This is a genomic window from Paenibacillus sp. FSL R5-0887, from assembly GCF_038002305.1.
GTDB lineage: Bacteria > Bacillota > Bacilli > Paenibacillales > Paenibacillaceae > Paenibacillus_AQ > Paenibacillus_AQ odorifer.
Window position 1 is genome coordinate 837,677 of sequence record NZ_JBBOCE010000001.1, and the last position, 19,337, is coordinate 857,013.

19 protein-coding genes and 1 other annotated feature are annotated in these 19,337 nt (G+C 42.7%); of the genes, 12 read left to right on the top strand and 7 right to left on the bottom strand.

The genetic code is table 11. From position 1 onward, the window contains the following. Positions 1–99 precede the first annotated feature (99 nt). From MKY14_RS03790 to MKY14_RS03805, 4 genes are all read left to right on the top strand, one after another. Positions 100–1,062: a phosphotransferase family protein gene (locus MKY14_RS03790; protein ID WP_076190157.1), complete on the top strand. Its 963-nt coding sequence runs from the start codon at positions 100–102 to the stop codon at positions 1,060–1,062. Positions 1,063–1,129: 67 nt separating this feature from the next. Continuing rightward, positions 1,130–1,669 (top strand): HXXEE domain-containing protein, encoded by a 540-nt coding sequence (locus MKY14_RS03795; protein ID WP_076125975.1) that lies wholly within the window; start codon positions 1,130–1,132, stop codon positions 1,667–1,669. Positions 1,670–1,808: 139 nt separating this feature from the next. Next, a complete protein-coding gene (locus MKY14_RS03800) occupies positions 1,809–2,876 on the top strand; it encodes an ABC transporter ATP-binding protein (RefSeq protein WP_076125977.1) in 1,068 nt (355 codons plus the stop codon). A 183-nt stretch (positions 2,877–3,059) separates the two neighbouring features. Then, positions 3,060–4,532 carry a family 43 glycosylhydrolase gene (locus tag MKY14_RS03805; RefSeq protein ID WP_445669870.1) on the top strand — a complete coding sequence of 491 codons (1,473 nt, stop codon included), beginning with the start codon at positions 3,060–3,062 and terminating at the stop codon, positions 4,530–4,532. 84 nt (positions 4,533–4,616) lie between these two features. Here the strand turns inward: MKY14_RS03805 and fabF are convergent, their stop codons facing one another. Beyond that, entirely contained in the window at positions 4,617–5,855 is a 1,239-nt protein-coding gene (gene fabF / locus MKY14_RS03810; RefSeq protein ID WP_340975812.1) for a beta-ketoacyl-ACP synthase II, read from the bottom strand. A 127-nt stretch (positions 5,856–5,982) separates the two neighbouring features. Between fabF and MKY14_RS03815 the strand changes: the two genes are divergently transcribed. After that, positions 5,983–6,843: a helix-turn-helix transcriptional regulator gene (locus MKY14_RS03815; protein WP_076125982.1), complete on the top strand. Its 861-nt coding sequence runs from the start codon at positions 5,983–5,985 to the stop codon at positions 6,841–6,843. 60 nt (positions 6,844–6,903) lie between these two features. On the opposite strand, the gene MKY14_RS03820 is transcribed toward MKY14_RS03815, so the two are convergent. Continuing rightward, a complete protein-coding gene (locus MKY14_RS03820; protein ID WP_076125983.1) occupies positions 6,904–7,191 on the bottom strand; it encodes a hypothetical protein in 288 nt (95 codons plus the stop codon). 162 nt (positions 7,192–7,353) lie between these two features. Next, positions 7,354–8,499, bottom strand: coding sequence for an MFS transporter (locus tag MKY14_RS03825; RefSeq protein ID WP_076183499.1), 1,146 nt, complete (start codon positions 8,497–8,499; stop codon positions 7,354–7,356). Between the two features lie 191 nt (positions 8,500–8,690). Between MKY14_RS03825 and MKY14_RS03830 the strand changes: the two genes are divergently transcribed. Then, entirely contained in the window at positions 8,691–9,455 is a 765-nt protein-coding gene (locus MKY14_RS03830; protein WP_076279814.1) for an exodeoxyribonuclease III, read from the top strand. A gap of 67 nt (positions 9,456–9,522) precedes the next feature. Here the strand turns inward: MKY14_RS03830 and MKY14_RS03835 are convergent, their stop codons facing one another. Both MKY14_RS03835 and MKY14_RS03840 read right to left on the bottom strand, forming a co-directional pair. Next, the gene (locus MKY14_RS03835; RefSeq protein ID WP_076279802.1) at positions 9,523–10,962 is read right to left on the bottom strand and encodes a serine hydrolase domain-containing protein; all 1,440 of its coding nucleotides are present in this window, start codon (positions 10,960–10,962) and stop codon (positions 9,523–9,525) included. Positions 10,963–11,049: 87 nt separating this feature from the next. Beyond that, positions 11,050–12,186 (bottom strand): VanZ family protein, encoded by a 1,137-nt coding sequence (locus tag MKY14_RS03840; protein ID WP_076279803.1) that lies wholly within the window; start codon positions 12,184–12,186, stop codon positions 11,050–11,052. A gap of 152 nt (positions 12,187–12,338) precedes the next feature. Between MKY14_RS03840 and MKY14_RS03845 the strand changes: the two genes are divergently transcribed. From MKY14_RS03845 to MKY14_RS03855, 3 genes are all read left to right on the top strand, one after another. Continuing rightward, positions 12,339–12,686 (top strand): hypothetical protein, encoded by a 348-nt coding sequence (locus MKY14_RS03845; RefSeq protein WP_076219158.1) that lies wholly within the window; start codon positions 12,339–12,341, stop codon positions 12,684–12,686. A gap of 103 nt (positions 12,687–12,789) precedes the next feature. Beyond that, positions 12,790–13,248: a hypothetical protein gene (locus MKY14_RS03850; protein WP_340975817.1), complete on the top strand. Its 459-nt coding sequence runs from the start codon at positions 12,790–12,792 to the stop codon at positions 13,246–13,248. A 104-nt stretch (positions 13,249–13,352) separates the two neighbouring features. Continuing rightward, positions 13,353–14,585 carry an aminopeptidase gene (locus MKY14_RS03855; protein WP_076279805.1) on the top strand — a complete coding sequence of 411 codons (1,233 nt, stop codon included), beginning with the start codon at positions 13,353–13,355 and terminating at the stop codon, positions 14,583–14,585. A 69-nt stretch (positions 14,586–14,654) separates the two neighbouring features. Here the strand turns inward: MKY14_RS03855 and trpS are convergent, their stop codons facing one another. Continuing rightward, a complete protein-coding gene (gene trpS, locus MKY14_RS03860) occupies positions 14,655–15,650 on the bottom strand; it encodes a tryptophan--tRNA ligase (protein ID WP_340975818.1) in 996 nt (331 codons plus the stop codon). A 102-nt stretch (positions 15,651–15,752) separates the two neighbouring features. Beyond that, positions 15,753–16,035: a binding site (T-box leader), on the bottom strand. A 197-nt stretch (positions 16,036–16,232) separates the two neighbouring features. Between trpS and MKY14_RS03865 the strand changes: the two genes are divergently transcribed. Then, positions 16,233–16,658 carry a hypothetical protein gene (locus tag MKY14_RS03865; RefSeq protein WP_036686349.1) on the top strand — a complete coding sequence of 142 codons (426 nt, stop codon included), beginning with the start codon at positions 16,233–16,235 and terminating at the stop codon, positions 16,656–16,658. A gap of 150 nt (positions 16,659–16,808) precedes the next feature. On the opposite strand, the gene MKY14_RS03870 is transcribed toward MKY14_RS03865, so the two are convergent. Beyond that, the gene (locus MKY14_RS03870; protein ID WP_076125996.1) at positions 16,809–17,192 is read right to left on the bottom strand and encodes a winged helix-turn-helix transcriptional regulator; all 384 of its coding nucleotides are present in this window, start codon (positions 17,190–17,192) and stop codon (positions 16,809–16,811) included. A gap of 224 nt (positions 17,193–17,416) precedes the next feature. Here MKY14_RS03870 and MKY14_RS03875 point away from each other — a divergent pair, with 224 nt between their 5' ends. Continuing rightward, entirely contained in the window at positions 17,417–17,953 is a 537-nt protein-coding gene (locus tag MKY14_RS03875) for a sigma-70 family RNA polymerase sigma factor (RefSeq protein WP_036686352.1), read from the top strand. Next, a complete protein-coding gene (locus tag MKY14_RS03880; RefSeq protein WP_340975821.1) occupies positions 17,946–19,067 on the top strand; it encodes a DUF4179 domain-containing protein in 1,122 nt (373 codons plus the stop codon). Before MKY14_RS03875 ends, MKY14_RS03880 begins: the two co-directional genes overlap by 8 nt. Positions 19,068–19,337 lie beyond the last annotated feature (270 nt).

The following is a 19,337-nucleotide window of genomic DNA, read 5'->3' on the forward strand; positions in this document are numbered from 1 at the left end:
CAATGGAGAAGGATTGTTTATCTTTCTTGGATCAAATACAATGAATCCCGGGCTTTTATGAGGTTGGATTTTTACTTAACTCTGTATGGTGGTGAAGTCTTGGAAAGTCAGACTAAAACAAAATTGACGGTTGAGCAGCAGGACATCCTGGTGGGTGCTGCTTTTGGAAGCCATGTGAAAATCATTCAAAGTACGGAATTGACGGGAGGTTATTTCAACGCAGCTTATGACCTCCTATTGTCAGATGGCAGAGCTACGATCCTTAAAATATCGCCATCCGATGAGACAGACACGCTAAGTTACGAGCACGATATCATGGCTACAGAGGTTGCGGCAATGCAGCTAATGAAGTCTAAAGGAACGGTACCTGTGCCTGAGGTATACGCTTATGATAACAGCAGAAATTTAATATCGAGTGACTTTTTTTTCATGGAGAAAATAATCGGCCAGCCCTATAATGAAATTAAGGAAGAGCTTAGTCCGCAGCAAAGAAGTTGTATTGAGGAAGAATTAGGTCGTTATAGCCGGATTATCAATGAGATTCAAGGGGATCATTTCGGATTATTTAATGTATCCTCGAAGATAAAGGGGACTTCTTGGCGGGAAACCTTTCAAAATTTGATTGGCAACCTCCTTGATGATGCTCGGCGCTTAGAGGCAAAGATGCCCATTCCTTTAGAAAAGATTGAGGCGGAGATCAACAGCCGTATACATGTGATGGATGTGGTCACTGAGCCACGTTTAGTTCACTGGGATCTATGGGATGGGAATGTGTTTGTGCGAGAGGGAAGCATTGTTGCCTTAATCGATTGGGAACGGGCGTTATGGGGCGATCACCTTATGGAATATTATTTTCGCTATATTGAGGATTCTGAGCATTTCTGTAGAGGTTATGGGGACAGCTTTGATAGCCCTAATGAATGTGCACGCAAAAAGCTCTACGACTTATATATCGATTTAATTTATTTCATTGAGTGTTATTCGCGTAAATACGATAGCCAAGGCCATTTCCAGTGGGCACAGGATAATCTGCTGGAAGGTTGGGAACGTTTCATGGGTTAGGACATTTTCAGCAAGATTACAACATAAGAAGGTAAGGAGGCTGAGCAGGAGAAGGGAGAGGATTCTCATGTTTGAGTGGCTAAGTGTACATATAGATATCGTAAGTTTGCTGTGGCTGTTGCCGATCCTATTTATGTTTCATGATTTTGAAGAAATATTAACGATTGAAGCATGGGGGGCAAAGTATAGAACCAGGTTAGAGGACGCAATTCCTTCGTTTATGCGCAAGACGTATCATTCGATGTTACAAATGACTACACGTAATTTTGCAATGGACGTATTATTCGTGTATATTTTTATAGTGACGGTAACTTGTATTGCAGTATTCTTTTCTAATTACTTATTGTACTTGGCAGTGCTTGCGGTATTTTTCTTACATGTATTTACTCATCTAGGACAGACGATATATTTAAAGATATATACACCAGGGGTAGTTACAGCAGTACTAGTAGTTCTTCCCTATTCTCTTTATGCGTATTATCGACTATTGAATGACAACTTGGTATCTCTTGGAGATATCGGATGGTCTCTGCTGTTAGTTCTTTTGCTGCTTCCGCCAATATTGTGGTTGTTAGTGAAGAATAGAACTCGCATTAAACAGAACTAGTACATAAGGCTGCTGCTGGCCATATCTTTTTCAGAAAAATCTTGACTAGAACCCTTAGAACTAGATAAAATAATACTTATTGCTTACAACTTGGTGAGAATCATTATCATAATTGACGAGGAAATGAGAGGGTGACAAGATGGAGCGCCTTTTAGAGGTAAAAGATCTAGCGATATCATTCAAAACACACGGTGGAGAAGTACAAGCGATCCGTGGTGTTAGCTTCCATGTAGATAAAGGTGAAACTCTAGCGATTGTTGGGGAATCCGGTTCCGGTAAAAGTGTAACTTCACAAGCGGTAATGAAGTTAGTTCCAACGCCGCCAGGAGAATATAAACGTGGACAAATTTTATTTGATGGACAAGATTTGATCGGTAAGTCTGAGAAGCAAATGCAGAAGATTCGTGGTAAAGAGATCGGTATGATTTTTCAGGATCCGATGACTTCCTTGAACCCGATGATGAAGGTCGGCAGACAAATTACTGAAGTACTGCACAAACATGAGAAAATCTCCAAAGAAGCTGCCAATAAACGTGGGGTTGAACTGCTTACGCTAGTAGGTATTCCTTCACCAGAGCGCCGCTTCAATCAATATCCGCATGAGTTCAGTGGCGGTATGCGTCAACGTGTCGTTATCGCAATGGCACTTGCAGCAAACCCTAAGCTTCTGATTGCGGATGAACCAACTACAGCGCTCGACGTTACCATTCAGGCACAGATTCTTGACCTGATGAAGGAATTGCAGAAGAAGATTGATACGGCGATTATTTTTATCACCCATGATCTTGGTGTTGTAGCAAGAATGGCGGATCGTGTAGCAGTAATGTATGCCGGACAAATTGTTGAAATGGGAACTGCAGAAGAGATCTTCTACGATCCAAGACATCCTTACACTTGGGGATTGCTTGCGTCCATGCCAAGTTTAGAGAGCAAAGGTTCTTTGCTTACCGCTATTCCTGGTACCCCTCCAGATTTGATCAAACCGCCTAAGGGTGATGCCTTCGCACTTCGCAGCACCTATGCTATGCAAATCGATATGGAGAAAGAGCCTCCAATGTATAAGGTTTCGGATACCCATATGGTGAAGTCTTGGTTAATGCATCCGATGGCACCTAAGGTGGAACCACCAACAGTCGTTAAGAATAGACAACGTATACTTAAGAACGCTTATCCAGAGCCAGTTTTAGTGCAAGAAGGCGCTAAGTAAGCAACTTGTTTTAACTAAATAATAAGAGGAAACGCTAGGCCATTTAGTTGGCTTAGCGTTTTTTTTATTTTCTACAACGTTCACTATTATTTAAATAAATATGAATTAATACGAACTTAATTAAATAAAAGGGTTGACTATTTATCGTTTTCATCTCAAAATGAAAAGGCATACATAGGGGGTATAACGATGAAGAAGATAATTATTACTACTTTACTTAGCGTTTCATTATTAGCTGTAACCGCGTGCAACAACGACACGGCTAATTCTGGCAACACAAACAGCGGACCTGAGCCTGTTCAGCCTGTCTTCAAGAATGTTTCTGTACATGATCCTTCCATTATTTTGGCTGATAATAAGTACTATGTGTTTGGCTCACATTTGGCTTCTGCTAAATCCGACGACCTGATGTCCTGGACTCAATTGTCCTCTGGAGTTGTTGATGGAAACGTACTCATCCCGAATGTCAAAGAGGAATTAAAAGAGGCCTTAACCTGGGGAAAGACGGACACTTTATGGGCACCGGATGTCATTCAATTGGCGGATGGTAAATATTATATGTATTACAACGCGTGTAAAGGTGATTCCCCATTATCAGCACTTGGTATAGCCGTGTCAGACCAGATTGAAGGACCTTATAAGAACAAAGGGATCTTCTTAAAGTCAGGTATGGTGGGTGTAGGCGATGACGGAGAAACTTATGATGCCACACAAAAGCCGAATGTTGTAGATCCGGATGTGTTCTTTGATAAAGAAGGCAGATTGTGGATGGTGTATGGTTCTTATTCCGGTGGTATTTTTATTATGGAACTGGATACAAGCACAGGATTCCCACTGCCAGATCAAGGTTATGGCAAAAAGCTTCTAGGCGCAAATCATGCGCGGATAGAAGCTCCCTATATGCTGTACAGTCCTGAGACGGATTACTACTACCTGTTCCTATCCTACGGGGGGCTGGCTGCTGATGGCGGATATAACATCCGTGTAGCTCGCTCGAAGACACCTGATGGACCATTTGAAGATTCTGAGGGCCAGGATATGATCGATTCACAGGGCACAGCTGGCGTATTGTTTGATGATCCTGCTTATGCTCCTTACGGAGTTAAACTCATGGGGAATTTCGAATTCCTGAATAATGACGATGAGCTCCCAGTAAGTGGGGAAGGATATGTATCACCAGGACATAACTCCGCATTTTACGATGAAGAGACTGGCAAGTATTATTTGATCTTCCATACACGGTTCCCGAATCGTGGTGAAAAGCATGAGGTTAGAGTACACCAGATGTTCATGAACGCTGATGGCTGGCCGGTGGTCGCACCACACCGTTATGGTGGCGAGACCATTGATAAATATACGAAAGAGCAAATCGCAGGCGAATACAAATATGTGAATCATAATAAAGAAATTACGGCAGATATCGTGCAATCGGAGCTAATTCAATTGACGAAGAGTGGTAAAATCAAAGGCGCAGTAAAGGGCAAGTGGAAGCTTATCGACGATCATACTGCAGAGTTAACGATAGGTGGTTCTACTTATAAGGGTGTGTTCCTGAAAGAGTGGAATGAAGCTACAGCCAGTAATGTTATGACGTTCACCGCGGTTTCTAATGAAGGGATCTCTATCTGGGGAAGTCATGTATCACCTTCGGAATAAGATAGTTTAAAAGGATTAACAGCAGAAGGGGTTTCAACTAGTCATGTGTAATGGCTAAGTTGAAACCCCTTTTATAATGTAGGATTAGTCTACGAACTTTCGGATCACAATAACAGCATTATGGCCGCCGAAGCCAAATGAATTAGAGATGCCTATTTCGAGATTAGCTTTTCGTGCATTGTTAGGTACGTAATCTAAATCACAGATGGAATCAGGCGTGTCCTGATTGATGGTAGGAGGAATGATCCCTTCTTGGATACTCTTAACTAAAGCGATGGCTTCTAAGCCGCCAGCGGCCCCTAAAGCATGTCCAGTCATGGACTTATTAGCGGTTACGGGGATGTGGTAGGCATGCTCGCCAAATAATTTTTTAATCGCTAGGGTTTCAGAATGGTCTCCTACTACTGTACTTGTCGCATGCGCACTGATTACATCTACGTTGTGGGGCTGGAGATTAGCTTCATTTAGCGCTAACTTCATAGCTTGATAGGCACCAATCCCCTCTGGATGAGTGGCAACCATATGATAAGCATCAGAGCTAGCACCATACCCGATCACTTCACCGTGAATCTTGGCGTTTCTACGCTGAGCATGGGAGAGTGACTCAAGAATGACTATGCCGCCACCTTCACCGATTACAAAGCCATCCCGTCCTCCATCGAAAGGGCGGCTCGCTTTAGTAGGCTCTTCATTTCGTGTAGATAAAGAGGTGGCATTCCCGAAGCTGGCCAGCGAGATTCCAGTAATAGCAGCCTCAGAACCCCCGGCTATAACGATGTCCGCACCGCCATAACGAATTAAACGGAAGGCCTCGCCAATTGCAGTATTTCCAATAGAACAAGCTGTTACTGGAGACATGGTCGGGCCGAGAGCTCCAAATTTAATGCTGATCATCGCCGCAGCCATATTGGAGATCATCATGGGAATTAAGGTAGGGCTGACTCGATCAGGTCCACGCTCTTTCAGGACCGTACCTTGATCCATCAAGGTCTGAATTCCTCCAACACCAGATCCTACATAAACGCCAAGTCTCTCCTTGTCAATCTTATCAAGCTGGAGGCCAGAATGTTTCCAAGCCTCTTCAGTAGCTGCGAGGGCAAACTGACTGAATCTGTCCATTCGCCGTGCCTCTTTACGCCCAAATCTGCCCTCTGCATCGAAATCACGTACTTCGCCGGCAATTCTCGTCTTAAAACCTGTTGTATCAAATGAAGTGATCGGGGATATACCCGATTCACCAGAAATTAGCCGATCCCAAAATTGTTCGATTGTATTTCCAAGTGGTGAGATTAAGCCCATGCCTGTAATCACTACGCGTTCCATAATGAACCTCCTCAGCTAGTGTATACTAGTATTTTTCCACTTTATTTATCCTATTACAAGTTATCGTTTATCCTAGTATAATTTGTACTATACTAAAGGAACAGAAATCCCAAAGTGGAGGTAGCTTATGGCTAATCAAACAAGATTACAAGCATTATCCGATTTTTTGAAAGCACGTCGTGCGGCAATTTCACCAAGCTCTGTAGGCTTGCCAGAAGGCACACGCAGAAGAACGCCAGGACTCCGCAGGGAAGAGGTTGCACAGCTTGCAGGGGTAAGCAGTACCTGGTATACGTGGCTTGAACAAGGCAGAGATATAAAAGTCTCGTCCTCTGTTTTGGACTGTATTGCCACTGCACTTAGGCTGACTAAAGATGAGCGGAAGTATCTTTTTGCACTGGCTTTAGAAACTGGAACCGGAACCACACCCTATCCGCAAGATGAATCTTCCGTAATTAGTCCTTCGCTGCAGAAAATTTTACAGGAACTTAAATATTGTCCTACGATTATTTCTGATAGACGTTGCGGAATCGTCGGTTGGAATGAAGCTGCCGCCCATGTTTTTCTTGATTTCTCAAAGCTGCCTATCGAAGAGCGGAATATGATCCGATTGTTATTTGTTCGTAAGGAGTTTAGGCGCTTAGCAGTGAATTGGGAACAATTCGTCAGCGGTTATCTTTCTATCTTCAGAGCGTATTACGGACAGTATGTAGAGGATCATTGGTATGATGAATTTATAGAGGAATTGAAAGAATTGCATCCGGCTTTTAATGAGATGTGGGAGCAAAGTCGGGTTAGCTCGGCCCCGGATGTGTTACTAGAATTCAGACATGCCAAGGCGGGAAAAATGTTATTTCATCTAACCTCTTTGCAGGTTCATGGCAGTGCAGATTTACGCTGCAGCATCTATACTCCTGCGGGAGATTCGAATACTGAAACCAAGCTGAAGCAGCTTATGGAGCAGCATACAATAGAAGGATTAAGCTAGATTCACATAGAGAAGCATCCCTAGCTGAACTTCCAGCTAGAGATGCTTAATGCTACACTATTAGAAATCTGATGTTGAAATTTCAATAGTTCCGAATGTGGTGCCAGCAGGAGTACTTAAGAGTGCAGCTACCAAAAGGGCATGAACTGCAAGCGTAAGGCTATTGAATGCTGGAATCGTGTATGTGATAACTGGAGCATTCACACGAGTGATTACTAAATCTACTGGGAAGTTGGAGTTGTTGTTCACAGTAACAGCAGCGTTAATTCCACCTGCAAGGTTTTCATAATAAGATTTACCAATGACAGGGGCTAAATTGAAATATTGAAGCGGTAATACGATGGCCATAGTAACGACCTCCTTTTCGTTTGATAGGATATTCTATGTTGAAAATCTATTAATGCTAGAGCGAATGCCATGGTGAATTAGCACTTTTTAATAGAAAAAACCGGGGATGTCCAATAGCCACTTAGAAAGCGGCTGGGACATCCCCGGTTTATTTTCGTACGCTTATTCCGTTTTTTTACGATAAATCAGATACAGTATCAATCCGAATAGCATGCCGACAAACGACATTGCGGAGATCGTTAAGTAAAGAGCTTTACCCCCAAAGGCATCATATAATGCCCCACCAGCATAAGAAGCCAGGATACCTGATACACCGAAGAACAATAGTGCAAGGACGGTTTGCCCTGTAGCACGCCATTCCTCGGGTACAATGCTGTACAGGTATTGAATAGCAGCCGAGTAGAACACAGGGAAGGTAAGAATTTGCAGAATCTGCAAATACGCTAACAAGTGTGGATCAATGATCCAAGCTGAAATCAAGAAACGAAGGAAATAGAAGGCTCCGGAAATCGATATGATGATCAGTTCTTTTCCTTTTCGCAACCACCAGAAGCTTAATGCAAAGACAATGATTTCACTTATTGCCGCGAGGAAAAATGATTGGCCTACCAATTGAGGACTGCCACCAAGCTCACGAATATAAACTCCAATAAATGTATCGTTCATTCGTGCGGGTACAGAGCTAATAAATATGAGCACCAGAAACATCAATGTCTTTTTGTTGCCAAAAAAGTGCTTGAGGCTATCCAGCGTGACCGGCTTACCTGTGACGGGGGCATCTGGCATGTTCCAGCTTACTATAAAGCTTATAAGGCAAATGGCAACAAACAGAAGAGCTATTCCATGAGAGCCGAAAAAACCAAGCACATAGCCAGTAATCAGAGCCATTACACCATAACCTAGCGCACCATATGTACGGATAGAACCATAGCTAATTCCAGCCGCCTCAGAGACTCGGAAATTCAAGCTTTCTGTCAGCGGATCAATGGGCATCAAGAAGAAATACAGCAGCATAGCAAAAAGAATGAGAACAACGTAACTGCTGGAATCGAACAAAAAGTATCCGGTTACCGCTGAGCATAACAGCAGAGCTAACAGCACTTTGCGGATGGTTTTTGTTTTATCACTGATCATCCCCCATAAAGGCTGGGCAACGATGGTAACAAAACCACCAGTTCCAATAATGAAGCCGATTTGCGATGGGCTTAGACCTTGTTCACTTAGATAGACTGGCAGAAAGGGAATAAACATGGCTAGCAGAGCAAAATACAAAAAGTTAAACCCTCGTAAAAGATTTGGTGCATTCATAAGTTTTTTTACCTCACGTGTTAGAAAATTTGTATAGAGTCAATTTTGCTATTGTATCATGGATAATAAATGATTAGGATATAAATCTATTCGCGGAACTGCTCAAGATGACCCTAACCCTCTATAAATTTCTGGCCGTAATATGATAAACTGGTTACTATTAAAGCAAAATGCAAGGAGAAACGTTAATGATAAAGTTGGTATCATGGAATGTGAATGGTCTTCGGGCCTGTGTTAAAAAAGGGTTTGATGATTATTTTAAGGAAGTAGAAGCAGATATTTTCTGTGTTCAGGAGACGAAGCTGCAAGAAGGGCAGATTGTTCTGGAACAGGGTGAAGAATACTATCAATATTGGAATTATGCAGTGAAAAAAGGGTATTCAGGCACAGCTATATTCACCAAAATCAAGCCGATCTCTGTGAGATACGGAATGGAAGAGGATGAAGAAGCGGAAGGCCGGATTATTACGCTGGAGTTCGAACATTTTTATCTAGTGAATGTGTATACACCAAATGCCAAACGAGATCTGGCTAGATTGGATTACAGAATGGAATGGGAGGACCGTTTCCGCAATTACCTTCTGGAACTGGACAAGCTAAAACCAGTCGTTGTATGCGGCGATATGAACGTAGCCCATCAGGATATTGATATCAAAAATGCTAAAGCTAACCGCGGAAACTCTGGCTTTACCGATGAAGAAAGAGGAAAAATGAGTACGCTGCTGGAGTCCGGCTTCATAGATACCTTTAGATATTTTCATCCAGAGCTTGAAGGTGTTTATTCATGGTGGTCTTATATGCCCAAGGTGAGAGAACGGAATGTAGGCTGGCGGATTGATTATTTCCTAGCTTCTTCTAGACTTGCACCTAATCTGCTGGATGCCCAAATCGATTGCCACATTATGGGGAGCGATCATTGTCCGGTCATCCTCAAGCTTGCTGATTTCACAGATTAGAATCGAATATTTAAAAGGCCGCTAAGTCTCTTTAAAGGACGAAGCGGTCTTTTGTATTCATTAAGAATTATAGTCTGCCAATGATCTCAGGGAATTCAGTCGGTCCCATATTCACATTAAACTTTTGTTTAAGAATTAGCTGATTCTCTAGTAAGATTATTTCAAGAGTTATGCAGAAAGGCATTTCAATAAACAATAAAGTAAGCTGTAGCTGATCATCAGCAACCCAAGTAAAGCTGGACATGATTCGGTTCAAGGAAGCATCAATGACCTGTGCGAAGCTTTCGAGCCATTTCCCTCGACCAAGACAGATCACAGAATCCTCTCCAGTCTTAAATTGTAAAGTAACTGCAGCTTCGTTGTTATTGAAAGAGATAGAGAAGGTGTCCAAGGCAAATTGGTTGTCATCGAGCTTATAGGTTAAGCCGTTTATTCGTTCTTCTTGTGATGAAGAGGGCTGCAGTTGTGGCGGTTGGATAGATAAATTCTTTAATTTTTCAACCAAGTGGGCAGAAGCAGCCGGCTCTAATGGCAAGGGAGCTGGCTTCATCGCGGGAAGCAGATGTTCCCACACAGCATTCAACATTCCTTGTATACTGTCTGATGCAGCAGTAGTAATAATTACGGCATCTTGCTCCGGAAGCACAACACAGAGTTGACCGAAGGCGCCATCTGCCCGGTAGCCACCGTGCTGGCATTGCCAGAACTGATACCCATATCCCATTGCCCAGTCATGATCACCTTCGCCATTGGAAATATGTTTGGAAGTAGCCTCATTAATCCACTTTTCAGGCAGAACCCGTTGATTATTCCAGATTCCTTTTTGTAAGTATAGCTGGCCGAATTTAGCGATATCCTCGGTTGTAATGTTTAAGCCAAATCCCCCTGTGTTAATTCCACGTGGACAAGACTCCCACGTTGCACCGTGAATGCCCAGAGGAACGAAGAGGCGCGGTTCTAAATATTCTAGCAGTGTTTGGCCAGTAACCCGTTGAAGGATCGCGGCCAGCATGTAAGTAGCACCGGTATTATATAGGAAATGTGTACCCGGTTGTTTCTCGACGGGGACGGAGAAGAAAGCTTTCACCCAATTCCCGTCGGTACTTTTGCGAAGGGTGTCCATAGTATCCACGACATGCCCGGTACCCATCATCAATAGATGTCTGATTGTCATATTGGATAGATTCTCCGTGATAATCGAAGGAGCCTCTTCAGGGAAAAAGGAGAGGACAGAATCATCGAGGGTGACAAGTTTCTCAGTAACAGCAAACCCGATTGCGGTTGAGGTGAAGCTTTTGCTAAGGGAAAATAACATATGCGGAAGAACGGACCTGTAAGGAGCCCACCAGCCTTCAGAGACCACATAACCATGTCGTAATAGCATAAAGCTGTGCAGGCCTAAATTTTGTTCTTCTACTGCACTAATAAAGCAGGATATTGCGGTTGATGAAATCCCCTGTTCTTCTGGAAGACTTCTAGATAACTGCAAGCTGCTTGTAGTTTCCATACGCTCATCTCCTAAATTTTGAGAATGCTCACCTCCTAATTCTATAATAATTTCCAATGTAAAAATACCATTTAAAAAATAACTAGTTTAGCTTTCTACAGGGCTGTTGCTGGATACATCAGATTGGAGCCGTTTCTCTGGCCAAGAAATAACATGAGAAGTTCGACTTAGTTTCTCATATATTAGCTGAGTTTCTTTTTTGAATATACTAATGACTAAATGAATAAAGAAAGCCAAGTCTATCAATAGAACAAACAGATGAATAAGCATATTCCATACGGAGGAAAGATTCCCTAGAAGGGCGGAATCAAGCAAAAGAGCGTGAATCCCAAGCAGCACCCAATATAGCAGGCCATATCTGATCATCAGAGCCCAGAAAAAAGCATGATTCCCGCTGCTCTTCACCCGAATCCGCACCATCCATTTCCCTAAGGTCCGTCCGCCCGTGAGAGCCGGAACAAGCATGAAGTAAATACCAGTTACAATCCAGAAGGCAGCTTTTATATCGAATCCGAAGAGTACCCCAAACCCGATGCTCCACACCATACTATCGATTAGAAAAGCTATTCCTCTGCGGGTATAGGAGACTCTTTTGGCAGAGCGGTCAATGTTTGTATCCAGTTGTTCTATACGTGGCAATAGCCCGGAGATCCAAATGGAAATTCGAAATCCAAAAATCCCTCCGATTGTGTTGGTAATGAGATCATCGACATCAAAAAGACGGTAAGGATGATCGAAGAAACCATAAATTCCTGTAATCTGCGTGATCTCAAAGGACAAGGAAAAGGCAAAGGATAGTAGAATGCACACGACCCAGCGTGTACGAAAATAATAGCCCAAAAACATTCCAAACGGTACAGTCAATGCAACGTTAAAAATGACCTGTAAAAATGCAGGCTCACGCAGTAATGACCAGTAGGTCGAGATTTGTTCAGGGATGATTGACGATCCATCCACAATATCCTGAATAAACTGAAGGGGAATGAATTGGACGACACTCCCAGAAGGTGCAGCATTGTGCCGGGAGGATGGAAAAGGAAGCAAGACAAGAAAATAAGCGTTCATCAGATAGAGCAGCAGCAGATATAGGATTAAAGCTCTAAGCTTATGTATATAGCCATGTCTGCGGTATTGTACGATAAGAAAAGGTAGTGTGAAGACCAGCGCTGCTATTGGAAACATCATGAACGCATACGAAATTGGAAAAAAGTACGAATGAAACATAAGTCACCTGCCGTGGAATTGTTTTTATAAGAAATTTGACTCTACTTGGAAATTAGCTATCCCCGGCTCATTATAAGTTTTTATGATAGGGAACTCAACTAATTTATCCAACGTTTCCGGCATACATATGTCTATGAAGGAGCGTGAAGTGGATGGAGAAAAAGGTTCAGCAGTATTATCGGCTCAAGCAAAAACAAAAGGATATTGAAAAAGAATTGGCCGAGCTTCGTCAGGATATTTTAAATTATTGTAGTGAGCAGGAAACTAACGAGACTGAAATTGGCCGCTATAAAGTGAAGCTGGTCGTGCAAAACCGCAAAGAATATGATGATGCAAAGTTATATGAGACCTTATCAGACCCCGAAGTGTGGCGTTTGCTCTCCAAATCAGATCCGGCAAAGGTGGCAAGCTTGACCAAGTTGAATGTAATTTCAGAGGATAAAATCATGCATACTTATGCTTTGAAGACAGTGACACTGTTACAGGTGGATAAAAAATAGGGATTGAAGTGAGCGGTTCCTCGCGGGAGCCGCTTTATTTGGCTCATAACTGTCCAAATTAAGGAAATATGTTACAGTATTAGGGTGGAAGGGAGGTTGAATAGTGAAAAAAATAATCATCGCAGGCGTCATGGGCTTAACGATTTTACTTTTTTTCTTCTTTATTTTGCGGCATAATAATCAATCACTTGAGGTAAAACCGGATGTTATGTTCCCAACAGCGGAATACAGGGTGACTGATAGTAGTGCTCCAGGATTACCTATGCTTATAACTGCTGAAGGGGCGGATGTTATTAAGATACAGGCTACATCCGGCAATTTATTGTTATGGACTCCCCCTGACTACAAGGTGCATAACAAAGGTCTTGAGCTGAAAATCAAATCTGGAGATCAAATTTATTGGAGTCCAATGGATGGGGGGAATAAGCAAATAGATGAACCTCAGGATACCAAGATCACAGTGATTGCTTACCATAATGATAAGCAGATCGGAACGTCCAATGTAGAGATTCATAAGAATGATCTAGGTGTCTATACAGGTGAAATACCTGAAGTGAAGTAGCTGAGAATCTAAATCGAATCGCAACTATCCTCGTTTTGCGTTAAAATAAGAAGTGAAGCTGACCGAGTCCTTATAGCAACCCTAGAGATGGAGGAAGAGAATTCATGAAAGATTTTGAAGTAATGCTGGAGAAATATGCGAACCTAGTTGTAAAAGTAGGAGTAAATGTACAGCCTGGACAAGTCCTTATGGTACATGCACCGATAGAAACCGCAGAACTTACTCGCTTGATTGTAGCGAAAGCCTATGAAGCGGGAGCTAAATATGTAATTGTTGACTGGGACGATGAAGCAACTACACGGATCCGTTATGAAAAAGCCCCAGAGGATTCTTTCGATTACTATCCACAGTGGCAGGCTGAGATGATGGAGAAATTCGCGGAAGAGAATGGTGCCATCTTACATATTAAAGTACCTGATCCTGAACTGTTTAATGGCATTGATTCTTCTAAGGTATCTAGAGCAGTCAAAGCAGCGGCTGTTGCTCGCAAGAACTACTCCAAATATACTCGGAACAGCAAAATCAGCTGGTCTCTGGTCAAAGCGCCAACACGTGCTTGGGCGAACAAGGTTTTTGCCGATCTTCCTGAAGAAGAGCGGGTAGAGGCGATGTGGGAAGCTGTATTCCAGATGAATCGTGTGGGCAGCAATGATCCGGTAGCTGCTTGGAGAGAGCATATTGGTCAGTTGAAAGAAAGTCAGGACAGAATGAACGCTAAACGTTATAAAAGCTTGCATTACCGTGCTCCGGGAACGGATCTGCATGTAGAGCTTCCGGAAGGCCATTTATGGCGCGGGGGTGGCGGTGAGAATGATAAAGGCGTATATTTTGTAGCTAATATGCCAACGGAAGAGATTTATTCCATGCCCCATCGGACTGGCGTTAATGGCACAGTTAGAAGCACGCTCCCTCTTAATTTGAATGGACGGTTAGTTGAAGGAATTTCATTCACTTTTGAAAAAGGGAAAGTCGTAGCTTATGAAGCTGAATCCGGACGCGAACATTTAACCTCACTGCTGGCAACGGATGAAGGTGCATCTTATCTAGGAGAAGTAGCCTTAGTGCAGCATGATTCTCCAATCTCTCGCTTGAACCGTATTTTTTACAATACAGGGATTGATGAGAATGCCTCCTGCCATTTCGCGCTAGGAAGTGCTTATCCTGTAAATATTGAAGGCGGCACAAAGCTTACGAACGAAGAGCTTGTGGCTAGAGGAGCTAATGTCAGCTTAACTCATGTCGATTTTATGATCGGTTCAGCAGAGCTGGATATTGACGGAGAGCTGGCGGACGGCACGATTGAACCCGTATTCCGTAAGGGAAATTGGGTGTTGTAAGGAGAAGAAAAAAGCCGGATCTCTTCCAATGAGATTCCGGCTTTTTTTGAGTGCCTATATTGGTCATTTTTAGATTGAAAAATAGTTAAGACTCATAGCCTCACGTACTTCGGCCATTGTTTCTTGAGCAATGCTGCGGGCATGCTGTGTTCCAGAGATTAAGATTTCCTGCACAAGCTTGGGCTTAGTAGCATAATAGGAACGACGCTCTCGCATCGGTTCTATAAGCTGATCTAGAGCTGTCGAAATCAACTGTTTGCAAGCAGAACAACCCATGGTACCCCGCTCACAGCCTTCACGAATTTCGGTTACCCCCGCTGAGCGAAAAGCACCATGATAAGCAAAAATAGGACAGATATCTGGATGTCCAGGATCATTTTTATGCACACGCGCTGGATCGGTTGTGGCTTTTCGTATCTTAAAGATAATCTCTTCCTTAGTGGAGTCCAGCTCGATGGCATTGCCAAGGCTTTTACTCATTTTAGCGTTGCCATCCGTACCCACAAGCCTCGGCGTCTCACTGATCAGCGCTTTGGGTTCCACCAGTATCGGGCTGTACATCTCGTTGAATCTGCGGACGATTTTGCGGGTTAATTCCAGATGAGGGAGTTGGTCTTCCCCTACAGGAATGATCGTTGCTTTACAAAATGTTATGTCAGCAGTTTGACTAACTGGATAACCAAGAAAACCGTAATACAATTCATCTAAGCTCGAATTTTTCGATTCGGCTTTAATCGTGGGATTATGCCGTAAAGAATTCACAGTAACAAACATAGAGAACAAGAGGGTCAGCTCTGCGATTTCAGGGATCATCGATTGAATAAATATAGTTGTTTTCTCCGGATTTATACCCGCAGATAAATAGTCCAGTGTGATCTCATGCAGATGTTGACCCAGCAGCTGTGGACGATCAAAATGGGTCGTTAGGGCTTGAATATCCGCTAAAAACACAAAAGTTTCATATTGCTCCTGAAGGGCTACTCGGGTCTGCAAGCTGCCGGCGTAATGGCCAAGGTGAAGCTTTCCAGTCACTCGATCTCCAGTTAAGACACGTTCGTTCATCATATAAATTCCTCCTGTTATTTAGCATTTGGTTACACTCGAGTCGCCACCACCAGCCATCATCCATGGCCATCACCTCCTTTAAATGACAAAAAAACCTCATCCAATAAGGACGAAGTTGTCGTGGTACCACCTTAAATGATCGTGTCACCTTACGATTCTTGGCTTTCGATCTTCTCTTACCTGTACGGAGAGGTTGAATTTATTCTCGATACAGGTCCCTTGATAACGGCGGGAACCCCGGTTTTCCCTACTGCATCCATTAAGATAGTTCGGAAAAACAACTATAAAGGCCATTCGAGCATACGCTGGTCACCGGTTCGCACCTACCACCGGCTCTCTGAAGACCATGTTCGTCTGTCTACTTACCCTTTGTCATCGTTGTTCATGATATGTGAATTATTGTAATTCTGAACAGGGGTGTTGTCAATGAGTAGAAATCGTATGGTGATTGACGAGGTATCTAGGTTTATATGATCTAGCAAAGTATACCTTAAATGTATATAATCATCAGGAATTAAGTCCAATCTATCATTGTGGATTCACAATATACTACTCTATAACCTTGAAATGGAGTGATGATAAATGGCGACAATAATAAGTTATGGGTCACAGGCAAAAATCCCGTTAGATCCGTTTACTACTGCTATAACGGTTGCAGGGATTCCTGGAGCTGGAGCGGGTCTAGCCACAGCGCAAGTAAATATTAGTCCGGCTAATCCGGCTTCTTTCTCCAGTAGAGTCGAGTTAAATGGTAGTTTTAGTCTTACTGCACTTGCTAATAGCCAATTTCTTGTTATCATCCGACGAGCTGGAGTCGATATTTATAGATCCTTTTATCGTTTTACTACAATTACTGATATTCAATTAAGTGCTCAGTGGGTCGATGGTGCTTATATTGGAGTCCACAACTATGAATTGGTAATTCAGAATGATAGCAACTTGCCTATCAATCTATTTGGACCCATATCATTCACAGCAACTGCTATAGGAGGAGAAGGCGTAATTTAAGTTATGTCTCTGTGCGCCATTTAAGGGACGGGTGAATCAAAGCTTTGGACAGTTGAATCGATCTGATTCAGCTGTCCTTTTTTCGTGGGTGTATAATTGAAGTCCAACTCTCGCAGCATAAATCTCCAACCATTACCTTGATATAGCGGTTTATTTATTTAAGATGTTATCCTCTAAAACAGCGTATTTATCACCGTATTGCTTAATGATATGTTGTTCTCCCCAATTACATAATGCAGTCAAAATATCGCTTAAACTATCCCCATATTCACTAAGCTCGTATTCTACTTTTGGTGGAACCTGATTATAAACAATTCGGTTGATGATTCCATCTGCCTCAAGCTCGCGTAGCTGCTGGGTTAACATTTTTTGAGTAATGCCGGGCATCAACTGTTTTAACTCGGAGGTGCGTTTTTTGCCATGAGTTAAATGACATAGAATTACGCATTTCCATTTCCCTCCGATGACCTCTAGGGTGGCTTCAACAGAAATATTGTATTTTTTCTTGACAGTTGTTGTAGATGTTGTTGTCATGATAACCTCCAAGGTATGGGTACTTTTTAGCACCTATGGCACTTTTGAGTGCGTACTATTAATTATGTCCAATTTAACTCATCATAACATTTTTCGTTCAATTTTTATAGAATGCTATAATTTAGAGAGCTTTGGGCAAAAAAAGCAAAACGAAATAAAAACCGTTTCTATACCTCCCCCGTCTTAATCTATGAAAGGTTGAAGAGAGGAGGCTAAGGAAGGACATGACGATGACTAATGCAGAAATGAAAAAAGTAACGATTCTTGATACTCGGAGCGAGACGGATTTTTACGATTCGATATTGGTACATAGAGAACAATTGTACAGTATTGCTTATAGTTACTTGCGGAACCGAAACGATGCGCTGGAAGCGATGCAGGAAATGACTTGCCGGGCTTGGATTAAAAGAAAAACTTTAAAGGACCCCAAAGCATTCAAATCATGGATTATTCGAATTCTAATTTATGTCTGTATAGATGAACAAAGACGAAGAAAACGTTCCATGCCGCTGGTAGATGAAAGAATAGGAGAACAGGTCACACACATTGGCCATCATCGGATGGAAATGCTGTGGGCACTCGAGCAGGTTAAGCCCAAGTATCGCCATGTGCTGCTGCTAAAATACTACAATGATATGACCTTGACTGAGATCGCTAACATTATGAATAAACCCGAGGGGACGGTTAAGACTTGGCAGCATAAGGGGCTCAAGCAGTTGCGAACCATCATAAAGAATCGGGGTGAATGGAACAATGAGTAGTCAAGAGGAGCTTGCCATGTTAAGCGATGCCGAACGTATCCCACAAGAACAAAAAATAGAGAATGCAGCCGCTCAGATCTATGCGATCCAAGCAGGTTTGGAATTAGGCAAGAAACGTGGCAGAAGGTTAATATTCACAAAAAGCGCGATGTCTGTGCTGGCGGCTGCAGTGATGATAGCGGGCTTGCTGTTCTTCAATCCAACCCAGCTGTTGCCACAGCAAGGGACTTCGAGTGTTGATACGTTCGATTGGGGCGTATTGGAGCCTTTTAAAACATTGGCTGCAGCTGATATTGATGCTCTTACACTAGAGTCTGCAATCCGGAATGATTATGTACAAATCGTTAATAAGAGTGCTGAATCAAATGGATATAAAATTACTCTAAATGCTGTGCTTGCTGATGAAAATAAAATCATGCTGCTGTATACAGGGACAACAAGTGATGGTCAGGAAGTGTACAGTGTAAATAGTGTGAAGCTGACAGAAGCTGAAACTGGACGAGACGTAATGGAGGAGAATGGGAATAGGGACGGAATGGGAGCACACGCAGAGGGAACCATATATACTTGGCTCGGTAAAACTGTATTCTCACTGGACCGAAATAAACCAAGGCCAACAGACGTAGTGGCGGATTTTCAGATTGCCTCTGTAGACCCGGGAATGTTAAGTAAACCGAAAACAGGAACGGTTTTATCCGACATGCGGTATTCTGATCGTTTAAAAGTGAACTTCTCTATTGATCCTAAGTTTTGGGAGCTGAAGACGGAGACATTAGTTGTAGACCACCCCTTCAAAATTGACGGACAGGAAGTAAAACTAGCCGAAGTCGAGCTTTCTCCGTTAAGCATAGCGCTCAAATTTACGATAAATGAGGAATTGAAAACGGATTGGATCATCCGAAATGAACTGTTTCAAAAGCTCCCCTATGAATTAACAGCGCAGGTTGGGAAGCACGACATTAAAATTAATCCGAATTCTGGTAGTGGATCTGATGATGGATTTATAAGTTACTTCAGCAGTAATGTGTTGGATCACCCGAAGTCACTGCGACTGAAACTTAATGCGGGGGCAGATCGAGAGAAAGAAGAGTATATTGATATTCTGAAAAAATGAGCGGTAAGCGATATTAGTGAATATGCGTTGGGAGTTGTAATATAGAAAAAGGCCGCAGGTTGCGGCCTTTTTGTTATTGTTGGGACATTATACTAACTTTGCGAGTTACCTTTTAACACCAAACACGCCACTTGTTAAATGAGAACAAACTCCTGATGCTCCTATCGGGACTGTATGTGCATAATGCTCCTCACGGGGGCTATAGGCGCTTAATGTTCCTCAGGCTTCTCATGTTCCTCAGGCTTCTCACGTTTCACAGGTTTCTCATGT